Annotated in this window: 22 protein-coding genes; 16 read left to right on the top strand and 6 right to left on the bottom strand. The window is 64.5% G+C overall.

The window, feature by feature from the left end; all coding sequences use genetic code 11:
* Nucleotides 1–85: 85 nt before the first annotated feature.
* From ACP15R_RS09135 to ACP15R_RS09120, 4 genes are read left to right on the top strand one after another with little or no spacing between them, the layout of a single operon-like run.
* Nucleotides 86–1,096, top strand: a complete 1,011-nt coding sequence (locus ACP15R_RS09135) for an ABC transporter substrate-binding protein (RefSeq protein ID WP_424986095.1) — start codon at nucleotides 86–88, stop codon at nucleotides 1,094–1,096.
* Nucleotides 1,093–2,133: a FecCD family ABC transporter permease gene (locus tag ACP15R_RS09130; protein WP_424986094.1), complete on the top strand. Its 1,041-nt coding sequence runs from the start codon at nucleotides 1,093–1,095 to the stop codon at nucleotides 2,131–2,133. The genes ACP15R_RS09135 and ACP15R_RS09130 overlap by 4 nt, the downstream gene beginning before the upstream one ends.
* Entirely contained in the window at nucleotides 2,130–2,903 is a 774-nt protein-coding gene (locus tag ACP15R_RS09125; protein ID WP_424986093.1) for an ABC transporter ATP-binding protein, read from the top strand. The genes ACP15R_RS09130 and ACP15R_RS09125 overlap by 4 nt, the downstream gene beginning before the upstream one ends.
* Nucleotides 2,900–3,331 carry a pseudoazurin gene (locus ACP15R_RS09120; RefSeq protein ID WP_424986092.1) on the top strand — a complete coding sequence of 144 codons (432 nt, stop codon included), beginning with the start codon at nucleotides 2,900–2,902 and terminating at the stop codon, nucleotides 3,329–3,331. The genes ACP15R_RS09125 and ACP15R_RS09120 overlap by 4 nt, the downstream gene beginning before the upstream one ends.
* Before the next feature lie 82 nt (nucleotides 3,332–3,413).
* On the opposite strand, the gene rpoH is transcribed toward ACP15R_RS09120, so the two are convergent.
* Nucleotides 3,414–4,310: an RNA polymerase sigma factor RpoH gene (rpoH, locus tag ACP15R_RS09115; RefSeq protein ID WP_424986091.1), complete on the bottom strand. Its 897-nt coding sequence runs from the start codon at nucleotides 4,308–4,310 to the stop codon at nucleotides 3,414–3,416.
* Nucleotides 4,311–4,555: 245 nt separating this feature from the next.
* Nucleotides 4,556–5,590, bottom strand: a complete 1,035-nt coding sequence (locus ACP15R_RS09110; RefSeq protein ID WP_424986090.1) for an RluA family pseudouridine synthase — start codon at nucleotides 5,588–5,590, stop codon at nucleotides 4,556–4,558.
* Between ACP15R_RS09110 and ACP15R_RS09105 the strand changes: the two genes are divergently transcribed.
* From ACP15R_RS09105 to ACP15R_RS09050, 12 genes are all read left to right on the top strand, one after another.
* Entirely contained in the window at nucleotides 5,589–5,906 is a 318-nt protein-coding gene (locus tag ACP15R_RS09105) for a DUF6476 family protein (protein ID WP_424986089.1), read from the top strand. The genes ACP15R_RS09110 and ACP15R_RS09105 overlap by 2 nt on opposite strands.
* A gap of 73 nt (nucleotides 5,907–5,979) precedes the next feature.
* Nucleotides 5,980–7,404, top strand: a complete 1,425-nt coding sequence (locus ACP15R_RS09100; protein WP_424986088.1) for a caspase family protein — start codon at nucleotides 5,980–5,982, stop codon at nucleotides 7,402–7,404.
* 82 nt (nucleotides 7,405–7,486) lie between these two features.
* Nucleotides 7,487–7,921 (top strand): paraquat-inducible protein A, encoded by a 435-nt coding sequence (locus ACP15R_RS09095; RefSeq protein ID WP_424986087.1) that lies wholly within the window; start codon nucleotides 7,487–7,489, stop codon nucleotides 7,919–7,921.
* A gap of 17 nt (nucleotides 7,922–7,938) precedes the next feature.
* Nucleotides 7,939–9,303 carry a DNA repair protein RadA gene (gene radA / locus ACP15R_RS09090; RefSeq protein WP_424986086.1) on the top strand — a complete coding sequence of 455 codons (1,365 nt, stop codon included), beginning with the start codon at nucleotides 7,939–7,941 and terminating at the stop codon, nucleotides 9,301–9,303.
* Nucleotides 9,304–9,347: 44 nt separating this feature from the next.
* Complete coding sequence (locus tag ACP15R_RS09085; protein WP_424986085.1) at nucleotides 9,348–9,902, top strand: CvpA family protein; 555 nt, start codon at nucleotides 9,348–9,350, stop codon at nucleotides 9,900–9,902.
* Between the two features lie 273 nt (nucleotides 9,903–10,175).
* On the top strand, nucleotides 10,176–11,642 hold the full coding sequence (purF, locus tag ACP15R_RS09080) for an amidophosphoribosyltransferase (RefSeq protein ID WP_424986375.1): 1,467 nt from the start codon (nucleotides 10,176–10,178) through the stop codon (nucleotides 11,640–11,642).
* A gap of 132 nt (nucleotides 11,643–11,774) precedes the next feature.
* Nucleotides 11,775–12,047, top strand: a complete 273-nt coding sequence (locus tag ACP15R_RS09075; RefSeq protein ID WP_424986084.1) for a hypothetical protein — start codon at nucleotides 11,775–11,777, stop codon at nucleotides 12,045–12,047.
* Nucleotides 12,048–12,089: 42 nt separating this feature from the next.
* Nucleotides 12,090–12,725 (top strand): SDR family NAD(P)-dependent oxidoreductase, encoded by a 636-nt coding sequence (locus ACP15R_RS09070; RefSeq protein WP_424986083.1) that lies wholly within the window; start codon nucleotides 12,090–12,092, stop codon nucleotides 12,723–12,725.
* Nucleotides 12,726–12,831: 106 nt separating this feature from the next.
* Nucleotides 12,832–13,614, top strand: coding sequence for a 5'/3'-nucleotidase SurE (surE, locus tag ACP15R_RS09065; RefSeq protein ID WP_424986082.1), 783 nt, complete (start codon nucleotides 12,832–12,834; stop codon nucleotides 13,612–13,614).
* Nucleotides 13,611–14,258: a protein-L-isoaspartate(D-aspartate) O-methyltransferase gene (locus ACP15R_RS09060; RefSeq protein ID WP_424986081.1), complete on the top strand. Its 648-nt coding sequence runs from the start codon at nucleotides 13,611–13,613 to the stop codon at nucleotides 14,256–14,258. The genes surE and ACP15R_RS09060 overlap by 4 nt, the downstream gene beginning before the upstream one ends.
* Before the next feature lie 72 nt (nucleotides 14,259–14,330).
* Nucleotides 14,331–15,488 (top strand): peptidoglycan DD-metalloendopeptidase family protein, encoded by a 1,158-nt coding sequence (locus ACP15R_RS09055; protein ID WP_424986080.1) that lies wholly within the window; start codon nucleotides 14,331–14,333, stop codon nucleotides 15,486–15,488.
* 84 nt (nucleotides 15,489–15,572) lie between these two features.
* Entirely contained in the window at nucleotides 15,573–15,908 is a 336-nt protein-coding gene (locus ACP15R_RS09050) for a hypothetical protein (RefSeq protein WP_424986079.1), read from the top strand.
* An 8-nt stretch (nucleotides 15,909–15,916) separates the two neighbouring features.
* Here the strand turns inward: ACP15R_RS09050 and ACP15R_RS09045 are convergent, their stop codons facing one another.
* The 4 genes from ACP15R_RS09045 to ACP15R_RS09030 are packed head-to-tail and all read right to left on the bottom strand — an operon-like array spanning nucleotide 15,917 to nucleotide 18,329.
* The gene (locus tag ACP15R_RS09045) at nucleotides 15,917–16,759 is read right to left on the bottom strand and encodes an ATP-binding protein (protein WP_424986078.1); all 843 of its coding nucleotides are present in this window, start codon (nucleotides 16,757–16,759) and stop codon (nucleotides 15,917–15,919) included.
* Nucleotides 16,756–17,631, bottom strand: a complete 876-nt coding sequence (gene tatC, locus ACP15R_RS09040; RefSeq protein WP_424986077.1) for a twin-arginine translocase subunit TatC — start codon at nucleotides 17,629–17,631, stop codon at nucleotides 16,756–16,758. Before tatC ends, ACP15R_RS09045 begins: the two co-directional genes overlap by 4 nt.
* Nucleotides 17,628–18,107 (bottom strand): Sec-independent protein translocase protein TatB, encoded by a 480-nt coding sequence (gene tatB / locus ACP15R_RS09035; protein ID WP_424986076.1) that lies wholly within the window; start codon nucleotides 18,105–18,107, stop codon nucleotides 17,628–17,630. Before tatB ends, tatC begins: the two co-directional genes overlap by 4 nt.
* Nucleotides 18,108–18,113: 6 nt before the next feature.
* Nucleotides 18,114–18,329 carry a twin-arginine translocase TatA/TatE family subunit gene (locus ACP15R_RS09030; RefSeq protein WP_424986075.1) on the bottom strand — a complete coding sequence of 72 codons (216 nt, stop codon included), beginning with the start codon at nucleotides 18,327–18,329 and terminating at the stop codon, nucleotides 18,114–18,116.
* Between the last annotated feature and the right edge of the window lie 70 nt (nucleotides 18,330–18,399).

Genomic DNA, 18,399 nt, shown 5'->3' with positions numbered 1-18,399 from the left:
CCGCCCCGAGGGCGGTCGATCTCGCCAGCCCTGGGCGCGACATGTCTTACCTGTTTTCGGGCGCATCACTGACCGGAGACATGACATGTTCACCAAGACCCTGACCGCCGGGAGCCTCGCGGCGGCCTGTTTCGTGCTGCCCGCACAGGCGGAAACCACCTATCCCCTGACGCTCGAGAATTGCGGCGTCCAGGTCACCTTTGACGCGGCCCCCGACAGCGTCGTGTCGGTTGGGCAGGCGGCCACCGAAATCCTCTATGCGCTCGGACTTGGCGACAAGGTTACCGGCACATCAGTCTGGTTCACCGACGTGTTGCCGGAATATAAGGAGCTGAATGCCGGGATCGAACGGCTGGCGGACAACGACCCCAGCTTTGAAAGCGTCGTGGGCAAACGCCCCGGCCTGGTCGCGGTGCAATATGAATGGCATGTCGGCCCCCAGGGCATCGTCGCCACGCGCGAACAATTCTCGGACCTGGGCATTCCCACCTACACGCTGCCCGCCGATTGCGTGGGCAAGGACAATTCCACCGGCTCGGACGGCACGCGGCTCGAACTGTTCTCGATGGACAGCGTCTATCAGGGCATCACCGAACTGGCCCAGATTTTCGATGTCGGCGACCGGGGCGAGGCGCTGGTTGCCGAGCTGCGCGCCCGCGAAGCGGCGGCGATCGAAAAGGCCCGTGGCCTCGGGCTTGATGACGCCTCGGCGGTGTTCTGGTTCTCGTCGGCGGAAATGGATATCGACCCCTATGTCGCCGGTCAGGGCGGCGCACCCGCCTATATGATGCAGGCGCTCGGGCTGGCCAATGTCATCCAGAGCAACGAGGAATGGCCCACGGTCAGTTGGGAAACCATCGCCCGCGCCGATCCCACCGTCATCGTGGCCGCCCGTATGGAGCGCCGCCGCTTTGACGCCGATGACATCGAGAAAAAGCTGGAATTTCTCGGCACCGACCCGGTCGCCAGCCAGATGGCAGCCGTCAGGGATGACCGCATCGTGACTCTCGACGCCCATGGCATGGACCCGTCGATCCGCAATATCGGCGCGCTTGAAACCCTGGCCGAGGCGCTGGCTCGGTACAACCTGCAATGACCTATGTGACCATCCCCATGACGCATGTCAAACCGGTCGCGGTCTGGAGCGTGACGGGGGTGGTCGTGCTTGTTACCGCGATCCTTGCGGGCGTGATGATCGGCGAAACGCCGCTGTCGCCGGGTATGGTTCTGGCGGTGTTTGCCAACCATCTCTGGGAGGCCGGCCACGTGGTCGATCCGATCGATGCGGGCATCATCTGGAGCTATCGCCTGCCGCGCACATTGGTGGCGGCAGCCTGTGGCGCGGGGCTGGCATTGTCGGGCGTAGTGCTGCAATCGCTGGTGCGCAACGCGCTGGCCGATCCCTACCTGCTCGGCGTGTCGGCGGGGGCCGGCACCGGGGCTGTCGCGGTCTCGATCCTCGGGCTCGGCGGCGGGCTCATCGGCATGTCGGCGGGGGCCTTTGGCGGTGCTACGCTGGCGTTCCTGCTGGTTTCGGCGCTGGCACGGGCGGCGGGTGGCGGCTCGGCCCACCTGATCCTCGCGGGCATTGCCGGTTCCCAGCTCTTCAATGCGCTGACATCGTTTTTCATCGCCAAATCCGCCAATGCCGAACAGGCGCGCGGCATCATGTTCTGGCTGCTGGGCAACCTCTCGGGCGTGCGTTGGCCCGACGTATCCCTTGCCCTGCCGGCGGCGGCCATCGGGCTGCTGGCCTGTTTCTGGTTTGCCCGCGCCATGGACGCGTTCTCTTTTGGCACCGCCTCCGCCGCGTCGCTGGGCATCGCGGTGCGCCGGGTGCAGGCCGTGCTGATCGGCGCGACCACCCTGATGACCGCCACCATGGTCAGCATCGTGGGGTCGATCGGCTTTGTCGGCCTCGTCGTTCCCCATGCCATGCGCTTTATCGTCGGCCCGCGCCATGGCCGGCTGGTCCCGGCCTCGGCGCTGGCGGGCGCGGTGTTCCTGATCGCCGCGGATGTCACCTCGCGCATCCTGATCCCTGGCCAGGTTGTTCCCATCGGCGTCGTCACCGCGCTGGTGGGCGCGCCGGGCTTTGCCCTGATCCTGCTGCACAACCGGAGACGGCCATGAAACTGACCGCGCGGGACCTCGGCTGGATCGCCGGGGGCAAACGCATCGTCGACGGGGTATCGCTTGCGATCGAACCGGGCGAAACCCTTGGCCTCGTGGGACCGAACGGGTCCGGCAAGTCAACGCTGATGCGGCTGCTGGCCGGGCTCGCACCGCGCCCCAGCGGAACCGTACAGCTTGACGACGCGCCCATCGGATCGCTGACCCGGCGGCAGGTGGCGCAGCGCATCGCCTTTGTCGAACAGATCGCCGACACGACCGAGGCGCTGCGCGTGCGCGATGCCGTCGAACTGGGCCGCACCCCGTGGCTCTCGGCCCTGGCACCCTTCAGCGCGCAGGATACCCAGATCGTCGATGACGCGCTCGTGGCGGTGGACATGCTCGAAAAGGCCGGCAACCGGTGGTCGACCCTTTCGGGTGGCGAACGGCAGCGGGTGCATATCGCCCGGGCGCTGGCGCAACGCCCGCGCCTGCTGATGCTGGATGAGCCGACCAACCATCTGGACATCCACCACCAGCTTACCCTGTTGCGGCTGGTCTGTCGCCTGCCCGTCACCGTCGTCATGGCGCTGCATGACCTCAACCAGGCCATGTGCTGTGACCGGCTCGGGGTGATGGATGGCGGGCGTCTTGTCGCCTGCGGTCCGCCCGCCGAGGTTCTGACCCCCGACCGTCTCGCCACGATTTTCCGGGTGCGGGCGACACCGCTCTTTGATCCCATGGACCAAACCACCCAGTTTCGGTTCCGCTGCCTTGAGGACCATCCATGAAGCCGCTTTTTGCCACCCTCGCCCTCTGTTCCCTTGCTCTCTGCTCACTTGCCGGCTCCGGTCTCGCGGAAACCCACGAGGTGCGGATGTTCACCCGTAATGACCGGGGGCCGATGATCTATGAACCGGATTTCCTGACCGTCGCACCGGGAGACAGCGTGCGCTTTGTGCCGACCCAGCCGGGCCACAACGCCGCAACCATCGACGGGATGATCCCCGCCGCCGCCGCGCCGTTCAAGAGCCAGATCAACGAGGATTTCACCATCACGCTGAGCGAGCCGGGGCTATACGGCATCAAGTGCAGCCCGCATTTCGCCATGGGGATGGTGATGCTGATCGAGGTTGGCGGCAAAACTGACCGGGCACTGCCCGACGACCTGCCCAACCGGGCGCGGCAACGGTTTGCCAGCATTCTGGACGCGCAATAGGCGCACGGTTCCCCTGTACAAGCAAAAGGCAGCGCCCCTTGCGGAACGCTGCCTTGTTTCAGATGCGCGGCCTGCGCGGCAATCAGGCGCTGGCCAGCATGCCCTTGTCGCGGGCCAGATCGCGCATCCGCTTTTGCAGCTTTTCAAAGGCGCGCACCTCGATCTGGCGGATGCGTTCGCGGCTGACATCATATTGGCCGCTGAGATCCTCGAGCGTCACCGCCTGATCCGACAGGCGGCGTTGCGTCAGGATATCGCGTTCGCGTTCATTCAACACGTCCATCGCCTGCGCCAGCAATTCGCGCCGCGCCTCAAGCTCGTCACGCGCTTCGTAATCGCCGGCCTGGTCGGCGTCTTTGTCCTCGAGCCAATCCTGCCATTGCATCGTCCCCTCGCCCTCGCTGCCAACGGTGGCATTCAACGAGGCATCGCCCCCCGACATCCGGCGGTTCATGCTGATGACTTCGTCCTCGGTCACCCCCAGATCCGTCGCGATCTGCTTGACGTTGTCGGGATGCAGGTCGCCCTCTTCCAGCGCGCCGATCTTGGCTTTGGCCTTGCGCAGGTTGAAGAACAGTTTCTTCTGTGCCGAGGTGGTCCCCAGCTTGACCAGAGACCAAGAGCGCAGGATGTATTCCTGGATGCTCGCGCGGATCCACCACATCGCATAGGTCGCAAGGCGAAAACCCTTTTCCGGGTCGAACCGCTTGACCGCCTGCATCAGGCCGACATTGGCCTCTGATATCACTTCGGCCTGCGGCAGACCATAGCCGCGATAGCCCATGGCGATCTTGGCCGCCAGTCGCAGGTGGCTGGTCACCATCTTGTGGGCGGATTCGGTATCCTGTTCCTCGACCCATCGTTTCGCCAGCATGTACTCTTCTTCTGGCTCAAGCAGCGGGAACTTGCGGATTTCCTGCATGTACCGGTTCAGACCACCCTCGGGTGTCGGTGCCGGCAGATTTGCATAGTTGGCCATTCTCATGTCCCTTAATGTTTATTGTCTTAACATGAATATGGTGCGCCCGGCGCAGCATTCAAGTGAGACCGCTAACATATTGCACCGACTCGTCGCGGATTTTGAGTGGAACATGGGCGCATTCACGCGCATGTGCTGTTCATGACAGCCCATTTGAAACATTCCGCGCCCCGCCCGCCGCAATTGATGACAAAGCCGTGAAACCGGTGTCACAATTGGCCCGGCGCGGGGTCGCACCGGCCGCCTTATCCCGGTGGCAGGCGCAGGGTTTCGATCAATGTTTCCATGTCATCCGGCATCCCGGCCTCAAAGCGAACCGACTCGCCCGTGACCGGGTGGACAAAGCCCAGAACCGCCGCATGCAGCGCCTGGCGCGGAAAGGTGCGGACCGCATCGGCACCCGCCCCGGAGATCGCCCGCGCCGGCAGCTTGCGCCGCCCCCCATAGACCGGATCGCCGATCAAACCGTGCCCCGCATGCGCCATATGCACCCGGATCTGATGGGTGCGCCCGGTTTCCAGCCAACACTCGACCAGCGCGGCAACCGATGGCGTGCCAAAGGCTTCGACGATCCGCACGCGGGTGACCGCGTGCCGCCCGCCCTGAAACAACACCGCCTGTTTCTGCCGGTCGGTCCTGTGGCGGGCAAGCTGCGTGGTCAGGCGCAGGATATTGCCCGGCTCGAACGCCGCCCCCCGGATGCCGCGCAGCCGCGGATCATTGGCGTCGGGCACGCCATGGCACAGCGCCCGGTAATAGCGTTCGACGCTATGCGCCTCGAACTGTGCCGCCAGCCCGTGATGCGCGACATCGGATTTTGCAACCACCAGCAAACCGCTGGTGTCCTTGTCGATGCGGTGGACGATCCCCGGCCGTTTGACGCCGCCAACCCCCGACAGGTCATCGCCGCAATGGTGCAGCAGCGCATTGACCAATGTACCCGAAGGAGTACCCGGCGCGGGATGCACCACCATGCCCGCCGGTTTGTTGATCACCACCAGGTCGTCATCTTCATGCACGATGTCCAGCGCGATCGCCTCGGGGCCGATATGGCTCTCTTCGGCGGCTTGCACCGTCAACACCACCTCGGCCCCCTCCTGGATGCGCGCCTTGGCATCGGTCAGGGCGACACCATCGACCGACACCGCGCCCTCTGCGATCAACCGTGCCAGCCGCGTGCGCGACAATGCGGCCGCGGCTGGTACATCGCGCGAAAGCGCCTTATCAAGGCGCGGCGGCGGGTCGGCCGCGATTGAGAACCTGATTTGGCGCGTGCCCATGACTGATCCTTCCGAACCGGTCGAAGAACCGGCCAACCTGCGTTTCCTGCGTCGGCTCGTAACGGTGCTGACTGCGGTGATGATTGGCGGGCTTTTAGTGATCGTTTCACTGATTGTCATCCGTTTCTCGTCAGATCGCGCCCCGGCGCCGATCCCCCTGCCCGATCACATCACCCTTCCCGATGGCAGCAGGGCCGAGGCCTTTACCGTCACCGCCGACTGGTATGCCGTGATCACCGGCGACGATCGGGTGCTGATCTATGACCGGACAAGCGGTGCATTGCGCCAAACCATCGACCTGGTCACACCCGAATAACCCACGGTCTCGCCCCGTCTCGTTGAAATTGAACGCCGCGCATGGCAGTTTCATGGGGAAACGAGGTGATCCGATGCCAACCACGATCCTTGCCGTGATGATGCTCTGCCTTGCGCTGCCCCTTTGGGCGGGCAACGTGGCGCTGGTCATTGGCAATTCGGCCTATCGCTCGGTCGAAACGCTGGCCAACCCGGTGAATGACGCCACCGCCGTCGCCGCCGCGCTGCGCGCGCATGGGTTCGACGTCACGCTTGCCACCGATCTGGGCCGGGCCGACACGCTCGACACCCTGCGGGCGTTTCGCAATGCCGCGGACCGCGCCGATATCGCCATGGTCTATTACGCCGGGCACGGGATGGAGATCGCCGGGCGCAACTATCTGGTGCCGGTGGACGCCCGGATCACCGACGAGCGCGACGCGCGGCTGGAAATGATCGAATTACAGGATGTGCTGTCGCAGTTGTCGGGGGCGAAACGTATGAAAACCGTGGTTCTGGACGCCTGCCGCGACAATCCATTTGTCACCGGCATGAAGCGCGCCAATACCGGGCGCAATGTCGGGCGGGGTCTTGCGCTGGTGGAAAATGCCGGGGCGGATACGCTGATTGCCTATGCCGCCGCTGCCGGTGAAATCACCCCCGATGGGATCGAGGGCGGCAATTCGCCGTTTACCCGCGCCTTTCTCAACGCTCTGGGCGGGCCGGCTCAGGACATCCGGCTGCTGCTCGGATCGGTGCGGGACGAGCTGCGCCGCTCGGTGCCCGGGGCCGCGCCCTTTGTCTATTCCTCGCTGGGTGGCGGCACCTATGTGATCAATCCCAGGCAGGCCCCCTCTCCTGCCGCACGGCCCGCCCCGAACGCGATGCTCAGCGATTATGCCACCGCCGAACTTGCCGACACGATCGCGGTCTGGGATGCGTTTCTGACGGCCTATGCCGGTCAGCCGGATCATACGCTCTATATCCTGGCGCGGCGCAAACGCGACCTCAAGCAGGCGGCGCTTGACCCGGGCAAACCCGAGGCCCCGGCCCGCGCCCCCGCCAACAATGTGGCTGCACCGCCAGAGCCCGTACTTGATCGCAAGGATGCGATCGTCGAGATCCAGCGCCTGTTGACGGACCGGAACTGTTACGCCGGGCGGCTGGACGGAATCTATGGCCGGCAGACGGCGGGCGGGCTGGCCACCCTGTCCCGCGAATCCGGGCAAAGTCTGAACATGGGGCGGAACACGCCCCCCGAACAGCTGATGGCGCTGATCGACGCGCTGGCTGTGATCGACGACGCAACCTGTCCAAAGGCCGTCGCCGTGCGCAAATCCGCCCCCGCGAAACAGCGCAGCCGCCCCACCCCCACCAGAACCGCGCCCGCGGCCCCGCCCCCGCAACCCAAGGCAGCGGAACCTGCAGACGATCACTCGGTCTTCAGGAACCCGCCGAATTACTGTCCGCAATTCGGCGCCGCGCCAGGCTGTCGCGACGGCGACCGGATCGACAACTGAAGGCGGCCCCTTGCCTGTGACGGCTTTCATCGCCACATGATCCCGCACCGGGCGCATCCAGTGCCTGACTGACCGAGGATCGATGCCCGTGCCGCTGCGCTTTGCCAATCTTGCCCTGCTGATCCTCTATCCCGTCGCATGGTTCGCGCCGCTGCTGCGCGCCGGGCTGCTGCCGCTGTTTGGCCTGAGCGAAATCTCGGTTGTGACCGGTCTGCAAAGCCTGTGGAGCAGCGATGTCGCGCTGGCGCTCCTGGTGACGTTCCTTGCGATCTTTGCGCCCTATCTCAAGACCATCGGGCTGGCGATGATCCACTTCGGCCTGATGCGGCGCAAGGTGCTGCCGGTCTTTGACATCCTCGGCAAGCTGGCCATGGCCGACATCTTCCTGATCGCGCTATACGTGGTGGTCGTCAAAGGCATCGGCGTGGCCACCATCGAAACCGCCTGGGGCCTCTATCTCTTTACCGGCTGTGTGCTGGCCTCGGTGGCGATTAGCCATTTGACCGCCAGACGCTGAGAGGCCATGAAAGCGCCATGGCAAAACCCAAATCCTTTACCTGTTCCTTTTGCGGCGCGTCCTTTTCCAAATGGTCCGGGCGCTGCGAATCCTGCGGCGACTGGAACACCATCGTCGAAGAAGCCCCGCTGAGCGCCGGTCCGGCGTCGAAATCCCTTGGCGCAAGACGCGGCAGCACGGTCCCCCTGACCGACCTGTCGACCGAGGAAACGCCGCCGCCGCGCACGCTCTCGGGGGTGGCGGAACTCGACCGGGTCCTGGGCGGCGGGCTGGTGCCGGCCTCGGCAATCCTGGTGGGCGGCGATCCGGGCATCGGCAAATCGACGCTGCTGCTGCAGGCGGCGGCAAGATTCGCCCGCAACGGGTTGAAAACCATCTATGTCAGCGGCGAAGAGGCCAGCGCACAGGTGCGGATGCGCGCCCAGCGGCTGGGGCTGGCCGAATCTCCGGTCAAGCTCGCCGCGGAAACCAATCTGCGCGACATCCTGACCACGCTGGAGGCGGAAAAGCCGGAACTGGTGATCATCGACTCGATTCAGACCATGTGGGCCGACAATGTCGACAGCGCCCCCGGTTCGGTCAGCCAGGTGCGCGCGGCGGCGCATGAGCTGACCACCTTTGCCAAGCGGCGCAACGTGTCGGTGATCCTGGTTGGCCACGTCACCAAGGAGGGCCAGATCGCCGGTCCCCGCGTGGTCGAGCACATGGTCGACACCGTGCTCTATTTCGAAGGCGAGCGCGGCCACCAGTTCCGCATCCTGCGCGCGGTCAAGAACCGGTTCGGCCCCGCCGACGAGATCGGCGTGTTCGAAATGACCGGTCGCGGCCTTGCCGAAGTCACCAACCCCTCGGCCCTGTTTCTCAGCGAACGGGGCCAGCCGACCCCCGGTTCCGCCGTCTTTGCCGGGATCGAGGGCACCCGCCCGGTTCTGGTCGAGCTTCAGGCGCTGGTCGCCCCGACGCCACATTCCCAGCCGCGCCGCACCGTGGTCGGCTGGGATGGCGGGCGGCTGGCGATGATTCTCGCGGTGCTCGAAGCGCGCTGTGGCATCCCGTTTGCCGGGCTCGATGTCTATCTGAACGTCGCCGGCGGCATGAAAATCTCGGAACCCGCTGCGGATCTCGCGGTGGCGGCCGCCTTGCTCTCGGCACGCGAGGATGCCGCGCTGCCCGCTGACACGGTGGTTTTCGGGGAAATCAGCCTGTCCGGGGCGCTGCGTCCGGCACCACAGACAGAAAACAGGTTGAAAGAGGCGCAAAAACTTGGTTTTACCGCCGCGATCGCCCCCGCAGGTGGCAAATCCGGCACAGTTGCCGGTCTTGCGGTGACGCGGGCGACCGATTTGACGGGATTTGTTGGCGAAGTGTTCGGGGCCGGGTAAGGTCTCGCTGCCGCAGCAGACAGCAACAGGACGGGCACAGACGAATGGACGGTTTTACCATTATCGACGGGCTCGTTGCCCTAATCATCGTTGTCTCGGCGCTATTGGCCTATTCGCGCGGCCTGGTGCGCGAAGCCATGGCGATCGCCGGCTGGATCGCCGCCGCGATCCTCGGCTTCCTGTTTGCCCCCAAGGTCGAACCGCTGATCAGGGAAATCCCGGTTCTCGGTGAATTCGTCGCCGACAGCTGTGAACTCAGCATGATTGCCGCCTTTGCCGCCGTCTTTGCCGTCGCCCTGATCATCGTATCCTTTTTCACGCCGCTGTTTTCTTCGCTGGTGCAACGCTCGGCATTGGGCGGGGTCGACCAGGGGCTCGGGTTCTTCTTTGGCGTGGCACGCGGCATCCTGCTGGTGGCCATCGCCTTTTTTGTCTACGACACCGTGATCACCGGCCAGACATTCACCATGGTGGATGAAAGCCGCTCGGCACAGGTCTTTGCCAAGCTGACCGGCAGCATCGAGGAACAGAACCCCGAGCAGGCGCTTGGCTGGGTCACCCAGCAATACGAAAACCTCGTCGGATCGTGCAGCCAGTAACCCGCCCCGCCGATTCGGCCAGCAACTGCCGCTCGACCGGATAAAAAAACTGAACATCCTGACCCTGAGATGCCAGGACCGGTGATGCGCGTGCAAGCCATGCGTGCGCGCCCGGAAAATCGCCCGCCCCCCGCTTGCGCCACGGCCCCGGACCGCACAATGCCGCAGTGCAGAGTTGCAACGGTTTCATGACAGCATGGGTGACATGGGCAGCCCGAGGCACTATGTCAGGACCAGATACCGCAAACGGATTCGGAGCTGCCTGCTTTGTCGATGAATTCCATGCCGCCGTCGCATCCTTTCGATGACGACAAACTCCGTGAAGAATGCGGGATTTTCGGGGTCGTGGGCGTCCAGGACGCCTCGACCTTCGTTGCTCTCGGATTGCACGCGCTCCAGCATCGCGGCCAGGAGGCTGGCGGCATCGTCAGCCATGATCCGCAGCTGGGCTTTAACCAGGCCCGCCGCTTTGGCTATGTGCGTGACAATTTCACCAGCCAGAAAATCATGGAGACCCTGCCCGGCCCGCTGTCGATCGGCCATGTGCGCTACTCGACGTCGGGCAGCAAGGGGCAGACCGCGATCCGCGATGTCCAGCCGTTTTTCGGCGAATTCTCGATGGGCGGCGCGGCGATTGCCCATAACGGCAACATCACCAATGCCAATGCCCTGCGCCGCGAATTGATCGAACGCGGTTCGATTTTCCAGAGCTCGTCGGACAGCGAATGCATCATCCACCTGATGGCGCGGTCGCTGCAACGCACCATCCCGGAACGCATGGAAGACGCGCTGCGCCGTGTCGAAGGGGCGTTTTCGGTGGTGGCGATGACGCGCACCAAGCTGATCGGCGTGCGTGACCCGCTGGGCGTGCGCCCGCTTGTGCTGGGCAAGATCGGCGATGGCTGGGCGCTCAGCTCGGAAACCTGTGCGCTCGACATCATCGGTGCCGAATATGTGCGCGAGATCGAACCCGGCGAGATGGTCGTGATCAACGAGGAAGGTGTCGAAAGCCGCTTTCCCTTCCGGTCGCGCAAATCCCGGTTCTGCATCTTTGAACACGTGTATTTCAGCCGCCCCGACAGCATCCTTGGCGGGCGCAGCGTCTATGAAACCCGCGAGAATATCGGCCGAGAGCTGGCCAAGGAAAGCCCGGTCGAAGCCGACCTGGTCTGTCCGGTTCCCGACAGCGGAACGCCCGCCGCCATCGGGTTCTCGCTCGAAAGCGGCATTCCCTATGCGATGGGGATCATCCGCAACCAGTATATGGGGCGCACCTTTATCGAGCCGACCGAACAGATCCGCAACATGGGTGTGCGGCTCAAGCTCAACGTCAACCGAGCCCTGATCAAGGACAAGCGCGTGATCCTCGTGGATGATAGCGTCGTGCGCGGCACCACCAGCCGCAAGATCAAGGAAATGATCCTGGATGCCGGTGCCAAGGAGGTGCATTTCCGCATCGCTTCACCGCCGACCGCATGGCCCTGTTTCTATGGGGTCGACACGCCACAGCGCGAAAAGCTGCTGGCGGCGACCATGAGCGAAGAGGAGATGCGCGCGCATCTCGCCGTGGACAGTCTCAAGTTCATCTCGCTTGACGGGCTCTATCGCGCGGTTGGCGAGGCAAACGGCCGCAATGCCGGAAATCCGCAATATTGCGATGCCTGTTTCTCGGGCGAATACCCGGTCGAACCCGCCGACATGCTGGAACAGGGGTTCCGCCTGAAGACCGCCGCCGAATAGCATCTAACCGCTTGGGCAGTTCCTTGCCGACCCGGCGGGGCTGCCCTTTCGCCTGCCCGTGGCCCGTGATAGCCGCTGCGACCTGAAATGCTGCGACGCAGCATAGCTGGCCATCTGGTCCATGAGGCATTTATGACAAGCAGAACCGAGGCGGGGAAGACGCCGGAACGTGTGGCCAAGATGGCCACCACAGATCACGCTCTTGCGCGAGGCAAGACCGACCTGATCGGCCTGTTCGGGCCGCAAAACAACATGTCCGCGCTGATCCGGACACCGCGAGGGGCGATCCGGCGCGTCGAGATCGGAGAGACCTTGAGCATCGGGCGTATCGTCGCCATCGATGACAAGGGGCTCATACTGTCAAAGAATGGCCACAACCGGCGCCTGACCCTGCCCGCGGGCTGATCCGGGCTTGACCGCCGCGTGTTCCCGGTTCAAAGCGCGCGCATGACACAGATAGCATTGATCACCGGTGCCTCGCGCGGGCTGGGTGCCGCGCTGGCACAGGCACTGGCCCCGACACATCATATCGTGGCCGTCGCCCGAACCACCGGCGCGCTCGAAGAACTTGACGATCAAATCCAGGCCGCCGGCGGCAGCGCCACGCTGGCTCCGATGGACATCACCGACACGGCGGCAATGCAGACCCTGTGCCGTGGCATTTACGACCGCTGGGGTGCGCTCGATATGTGGCTGCATACCGCCATCCATGCCGCCCCGCTCAGCCCCGCGAATTTCGTCGATGCCAAGGATTGGGAGAAATCCGTCACGGTGAATGCCACGGCAACCGCGACGCTGATCGGCTATGTCGCGCCGCTGCTGGGGTCCGGGGGGCGCGCGGTGTTCTTTGACGATCCCCGCGCGGGCGAGAAATTCTTTGGCGCCTATGGCGCGACCAAGGCGGCGCAGATGGCGCTTGCGCGCAGCTGGGCGGCGGAAACCGCCAGGACCGGCCCCAGGGTTCACATCCTCTCGCCGGCTCCGATGCCCACAGCCGTCCGGGCGCGGTTCTTTCCCGGCGAAGCCCGCGACGCCTTGACCTCGCCCATAACCGAGGCGGCACGGCTGCTGGCCGGGCTGTGAGCGCAGCGATATTGCCGCAACCGCGCAATATCGTGACGCCACGGTCGGCGCTTGCTTGCCGCGTGGCAACCCCGCGTCTATCAAGAGCCCAAAGGGGCAGGCAAACATGCGTATTCTGATTACCAATGATGACGGCATCAACGCGCCGGGGCTCAAGGTCCTGGCCTCCATCGCGGCGGATATCGCCGGGCCGGACGGAGAGGTCTGGACCGTGGCACCGGCCTTTGAGCAATCCGGCGTCGCCCATTGCATCAGCTACACGCACCCGATGATGATCGCCCGCATGGGCGAGCGCAGCTTTGCCGCCGAGGGCAGCCCGGCCGATTGCGTGATGGCGGGGCTGCACGAGGTCATGAAGGACGCCCGCCCCGACCTGGTGCTGTCGGGGGTGAACCGGGGCAACAACTCGGCAGAGAACGCGCTCTATTCCGGCACCCTCGGGGGCGCGATGGAGGCCGCGTTGCAAGGGATCCCGGCCATCGCCCTGTCGCAGTATTACGGTCCGCGCAATCGCGATCTGGACAATCCGTTTGACGCCGCCGCCGTGCACGGCGCGCAGGTGGTGCGCAGGATCCTCGCCGCCAACCCGGATCAAGGCGACGATTACCGCCTGTTCTTCAACGTGAACTTTCCGCCGGTGCCCGCCAGCGAGGTTCTGGGCACGCGGGTCACCACACAGGGCTATCGCCGGGGCGTGCATTTCGGGGTCGAGCCGCATAACGCGCCCTCGGGCCGCCGCTTCCTGTGGATCAAGGGCGGCGATCAGCACGTGCCCACCGAGCCCGGCTCGGATGCCCATGCGAACCTTGGCGGCTATGTCTCGGTCACGCCGATGCGGGCCGACCTGACCGCCCATGACGCCCTGGAGGCGATGAAGGCCATCGAATGACCGGCCCGGAACCCGAAACCAAGATGCAGTTCCTGTTTGCCCTGCGCTCGCGCGGGGTGACGGACAAGCGCGTGCTGCAAGCCATGGAAGAGATCGACCGTGGCATGTTCGTACGCGGCATCTTTGCCAACCGGTCCTATGACGACATGCCGCTGCCCATCGCCTGTGGACAGACGATCAGCCAGCCCTCGGTGGTCGGGCTGATGACCCAGGCCCTGCACCTCAGCCCGCGCGACAAGGTGCTCGAAGTCGGGACCGGCTCGGGATACCAGGCGGCGATTCTGTCGCGGCTGGTGCGCCGGGTCTATACGGTGGACCGGCACGCCCGGCTGGTGCGCGAAGCCAGCCAAGCGTTTTCGGCGCTCGGCCTGAGCAACATCACCGCGATGACGGCGGATGGATCCTTTGGCCTGCCCGAGCAGGCACCGTTTGACCGCATCATCGTGACCGCCGCTGCCGAAGACCCCCCCGGCCCGCTCTTGGCCCAGCTCAAGATCAACGGTATCATGGTGGTGCCGGTGGGCCAGTCGGACGCGGTACAGACCCTGATCCGGGTTCTGCGCACCGAAACCGGCTATGACTACGAAGAAATCAGACCCGTCCGCTTTGTGCCGCTGCTCGAAGGCCTGGGCAAGGACGGGTAAACAGCAAGAGCAACGCGAACAACACGCCCGAACCCCCGCATCCAGACAGGGGGAGACTTTGAGGACAACGAGATGGCAAACCCCCTAGGACTGACTTCGGCCCGGCTTTTGGGTGCGGTGGCGACCGCCGCGCTGCTGGCCGGTTGCAGCGAGCCGCTGGACTATGACCTGCGCGGCCAGATCGGTGCCTTCAGCACCACCAACGCCGCCCGCAACGTGGCCGCGAGCCGGCCCGAACCCGATGCGCGCGGGATCATTTCCTATCCCAATTACCAGGTGGCCGTGGCCCGGCGCGGCGACACGATCAACGATGTTGCAACCCGCGTGGGGCTGCCCGCTGCCGAGCTTGCCAAGTATAACGGCATCGACCAGACGGCGACCTTGCGCGATGGCGAGATCATCGCCCTGCCCCGGCGTGTCGCCGAACCTGCCGGAACCGTGGATATCGCCACCCTGGCGGGCGACGCGATCGACAACGCCCCGGACACCTCGCAGGTTCAGACCAGCACCCTGCCCCCCGCCAGCGCCCCCGCGACGCCGAAACCGGTGGCCAAGGCCGAACCGCTGCGGCACAAGGTGGTGCGCGGGGAAACCGCCTATACCATTTCGCGGCTGTACAACGTGTCGGTCAAGTCGCTGGGTGAATGGAACGGGCTGGGTCCGGATTTCGCCATTCGCGAGGGGCAATACCTGCTGATCCCGGTTGCCGGCGAAACCGCCCCGAACCGCGGCGCCGCAGCGGCCGCCGTAACCGAACCGGGCAGCGGATCGCCAACCCCGACGCCGCCAAGCGCCACCGCTCCCCTGCCCGACGAAAAGGTCGCCGCCACGGCCCCCGAGCCGCCGAAAACCAATGTCGGCGCGCCCACCCGGACCAGCAACGCGGCCATGGCGCTTCCCTTGCAGGGCAAGATCATCCGCACCTATTCCAAAGGGCGCAATGACGGGATCGACATCTCGGGCAGCCCGGGAACTTCCGTCACCGCCGCCGCCAGCGGCTCGGTCGCGGCAATCACCCAGGATGCGGACCAGGTGCCGATCGTAGTGGTTCGCCACCCGGACAACCTGCTGACCGTCTATGCCAACGTGGACAAGATCGCCGTCAAGAAAGGCGACAGCGTCAAGCGCGGCCAAAAGCTCGCTCAGCTGCGCAGCGGCGACAATTCCTATGTGCATTTCGAAGTGCGCGACGGGTTCGAAAGCGTCGACCCGATGCCTTACCTCGAATAGCCACCGGCGGGCCGGCGCCCATGCCGCTTGACTATTTCCCGGATAGGCGCATCGTGGCAGCGATCAACCACAAGGATTTCTGTCATGAAGTATATGCTCGCCATGGCTGTTCTGGCCGCTCCGATTGCCGCCTCGGCCCAGGATTGTCACTGGTCCGGGGGCAGCTTTGGCGGAGAAGAAGGAAATTTCCAGGCGCGGTTCTCGGTCAATGAAGCCTGCACCGAAATGACGTTCGAATCCTCGGGCAATACCGGGATCCAGGCCCAGGACGTGCCCCAGGCCTTTGCCCTCACCGCCGGGGATCACGGTTGGGTGGCGGATATCAACGGGGTGACGGCCACGCTGGGCAAGCGCGGCAATTTCGTCAATTTCCTGGGCGAAGGCGTGAATACCCGCCTTCAGGTGCATCAGCAAGAATAGCCCGGCGGTCAGGCCAGGCTGATCCCATGCCGCCCGGCAAGATCGGTAAAGAACTGCCACGCCACCCGGCCCGAGCGCGCGCCACGGGTGGCCTGCCATTCAATCGCCTCGGCGCGCAGCGTGTCGGGATCGGTCTTGACCCCGTATTCGGCGCAATAGCGATCGATCATCGCGAGGTATTCATCCTGGGTGCAGGGATGAAAGCCCAGCCACAGCCCGAACCGGTCGCTGAGCGAGACCTTTTCCTCGACCGCCTCGGACGGGTTGATGGCGTTGGAGCGTTCGTTCTCGATCATGTCGCGCGGCATCAGGTGACGGCGATTGCTGGTGGCGTAAAAGGCGACATTCTCGGGCCGCCCTTCGATCCCCCCGTCCAGCACCGCCTTGAGGCTCTTGTAATGCTGGTCGTCATGGGAAAACGACAGGTCGTCACAAAACAGCAGGAACCGGTAGGGGGCCGTGCGCAGATGATTGAGCAGGCGGCTGACGCTGGGCAAATCCTCGCGCTGTAGCTCTACCAGCTTGAGCCCCGGATGGTCTTGCAGAACCTCGGCATGGATCGCCTTGACAAGGCTCGACTTGCCCATTCCGCGCGCGCCCCAGAGCAGGGCGTTGTTGGCGGCAAATCCACCGGCAAAGCGCCGGGTGTTGTCCAGCAGCGTATCGCGCGAACGATCGATTCCCACCAGCAGGCCCAGCCCCACGCGGCTGACCTGGGGCACGGCTTCGAGCCTGTCGGGTTCGACATGCCAGACAAAGGCGCTGGCGCTTTCGAAATCCGGGGCCGGCATCGGTGCCGGCGACATGCGTTCAAGCGCCGCGGCAATCCGGTCCATCGGGTCATTGATCACTTGGGGTCTTCCTCATCCATCTCGGCCATGGCGGCATCCGCCAGATCCTCGTCGTCATAATAGCCTTCGGCCCGCAACTGTGCCTCGCGCTTGGCTTCGACGCGCCGCACGAGAAAGATCGAGATTTCGTACAGCCCGTAAACCACGGTGAACAGGATGACCTGGGTGATGACATCGGGCGGCGTGACAAGCGCGGCCAGCACGAGAATACCGACCACCGCGTATTTGCGCACATTGCCCAGCCCCTCGGCGCTGACCAGCCCCGCCTTGCCCATCAGGGTCAGCAGCACGGGCAATTGAAAGCAGAGGCCAAAGGCAACGATGAACTTGATGGTCAGGTTCAGATATTCCTGCGCGCTGCCCTGGAACACCACGCTCAGCGGTGCGGCGGCGTCGGCCACCGCCTCGCCCTCGGCTCCGAATTGCTGGAAGCCAAGGAAAAAGTCATAGGCCAGCGGTGTCACCACGTAAAAGGCAAAGCCCGCGCCCAGAAGGAACATGAAGGGCGAGGCCACGAGGAAGGGCAGGAACGCGCCCTTTTCGGATTTATAGAGCCCCGGTGCCACAAAGCGCCACATCTGCAAGCCGATATAGGGGAACGCCAACAGGAAACCGCCCAGCAGCGACACCTTGATCGCCACAAAGAACCCTTCCTGCGGGCTGATGAAGATCAGGTCGCAATCCTGTCCGCGCTCGGCCAGAACCTGGCACAGCGGCGCGGTCAGAAAGTTGAAAATCGGGGTCGCCACGGTGAAACAGATCACCATGCCGATGATAAAGGCGACAACCGAATGGATCAGCCGGCTGCGCAGCTCGGCCAGATGCTCGATCAGCGGTGCGCTGCTATCGTCGATGTCGTCGGTCTGGCTCATGTCTTGCTTTCCGGCGTATCCGGCAGCGCGGCCTCGGCGGCATCGGCGCGGGCCTGCGCCTCGGTCGCCTCGCGCCTGAGCCGGTCGGCGGCGGCACGGGCGGTGGCGGCCTGGATTTTCCGGGCCTGTTCCGCGCGCTCTTCGGCCAGCTTGCCGGTCTCGCTGTCGGGATCGTATGTCTTGGGATCGAGCTTGGCGGGGTTGATGCTGTCGGTCAGATCGCGCGTTGCGTCCTTGACCCCGTCCATCACGCCCGACATCGGGTTGGTCGCCGTTTTCACGCCCTTGGCCACGTCCCGAATGCCCGATTCCTCGGCGGCATCATGCATGGCGCTGGAAAATTCGCGCGCCATGCCCTTGGCCTTGCCCACGAACCGCCCCACGTTGCGGAACAACACGGGCAGGTCCTTTGGGCCGACCACGATCAGCGCCACGATGCCAATGACCAGCAGCTCGGTCCAACCCAGATCGAACATGCGGTGTTACGCCTTGTCCTTGTCGGTTTCCGGCGTCACGTCCTTGGCAAGCTCGGACGGGTCTTCGTCGATCTCTTTCTGGCCTTCGTTGATGCCTTTCTTGAACGAGGTGATGCCCTTGCCCACCTCGCCCATCAGCGAGCTGATCTTGCCGCGGCCAAACAGCACCAGCACAACAATTGCAATCAGCAAGATGCCGGGAAGGCCAATATTGTTCAACATGTCCGTCTCCTCAGATTCGCGCAGGCCCCGAGTCGGGGCGCGCTGCAAAATTCTCCCGTGTTCTAAGCAC

This window comes from Microbulbifer sp. S227A, assembly GCF_049800935.1.
This window is presented reverse-complemented; position numbering and strand designations above follow the sequence as displayed.

Bases quoted from the DNA above. Each gene is read 5' to 3' on its own strand.
- ACP15R_RS09135 (WP_424986095.1), top strand. From the start codon at position 86: ATGTTCACCAAGACCCTGACCGCCGGGAGCCTCGCGGCGGCCTGTTTC.
- ACP15R_RS09130 (WP_424986094.1), top strand. From the start codon at position 1,093: ATGACCTATGTGACCATCCCCATGACGCATGTCAAACCGGTCGCGGTC.
- ACP15R_RS09125 (WP_424986093.1), top strand. From the start codon at position 2,130: ATGAAACTGACCGCGCGGGACCTCGGCTGGATCGCCGGGGGCAAACGC.
- ACP15R_RS09120 (WP_424986092.1), top strand. From the start codon at position 2,900: ATGAAGCCGCTTTTTGCCACCCTCGCCCTCTGTTCCCTTGCTCTCTGC.
- rpoH (WP_424986091.1), bottom strand. From the start codon at position 4,310: ATGGCCAACTATGCAAATCTGCCGGCACCGACACCCGAGGGTGGTCTG.
- ACP15R_RS09105 (WP_424986089.1), top strand. From the start codon at position 5,589: ATGACTGATCCTTCCGAACCGGTCGAAGAACCGGCCAACCTGCGTTTC.
- ACP15R_RS09110 (WP_424986090.1), bottom strand. From the start codon at position 5,590: ATGGGCACGCGCCAAATCAGGTTCTCAATCGCGGCCGACCCGCCGCCG.
- ACP15R_RS09100 (WP_424986088.1), top strand. From the start codon at position 5,980: ATGCCAACCACGATCCTTGCCGTGATGATGCTCTGCCTTGCGCTGCCC.
- ACP15R_RS09095 (WP_424986087.1), top strand. From the start codon at position 7,487: ATGCCCGTGCCGCTGCGCTTTGCCAATCTTGCCCTGCTGATCCTCTAT.
- radA (WP_424986086.1), top strand. From the start codon at position 7,939: ATGGCAAAACCCAAATCCTTTACCTGTTCCTTTTGCGGCGCGTCCTTT.
- ACP15R_RS09085 (WP_424986085.1), top strand. From the start codon at position 9,348: ATGGACGGTTTTACCATTATCGACGGGCTCGTTGCCCTAATCATCGTT.
- purF (WP_424986375.1), top strand. From the start codon at position 10,176: ATGAATTCCATGCCGCCGTCGCATCCTTTCGATGACGACAAACTCCGT.
- ACP15R_RS09075 (WP_424986084.1), top strand. From the start codon at position 11,775: ATGACAAGCAGAACCGAGGCGGGGAAGACGCCGGAACGTGTGGCCAAG.
- ACP15R_RS09070 (WP_424986083.1), top strand. From the start codon at position 12,090: ATGACACAGATAGCATTGATCACCGGTGCCTCGCGCGGGCTGGGTGCC.
- surE (WP_424986082.1), top strand. From the start codon at position 12,832: ATGCGTATTCTGATTACCAATGATGACGGCATCAACGCGCCGGGGCTC.
- ACP15R_RS09060 (WP_424986081.1), top strand. From the start codon at position 13,611: ATGACCGGCCCGGAACCCGAAACCAAGATGCAGTTCCTGTTTGCCCTG.
- ACP15R_RS09055 (WP_424986080.1), top strand. From the start codon at position 14,331: ATGGCAAACCCCCTAGGACTGACTTCGGCCCGGCTTTTGGGTGCGGTG.
- ACP15R_RS09050 (WP_424986079.1), top strand. From the start codon at position 15,573: ATGAAGTATATGCTCGCCATGGCTGTTCTGGCCGCTCCGATTGCCGCC.
- tatC (WP_424986077.1), bottom strand. From the start codon at position 17,631: ATGAGCCAGACCGACGACATCGACGATAGCAGCGCACCGCTGATCGAG.
- tatB (WP_424986076.1), bottom strand. From the start codon at position 18,107: ATGTTCGATCTGGGTTGGACCGAGCTGCTGGTCATTGGCATCGTGGCG.
- ACP15R_RS09030 (WP_424986075.1), bottom strand. From the start codon at position 18,329: ATGTTGAACAATATTGGCCTTCCCGGCATCTTGCTGATTGCAATTGTT.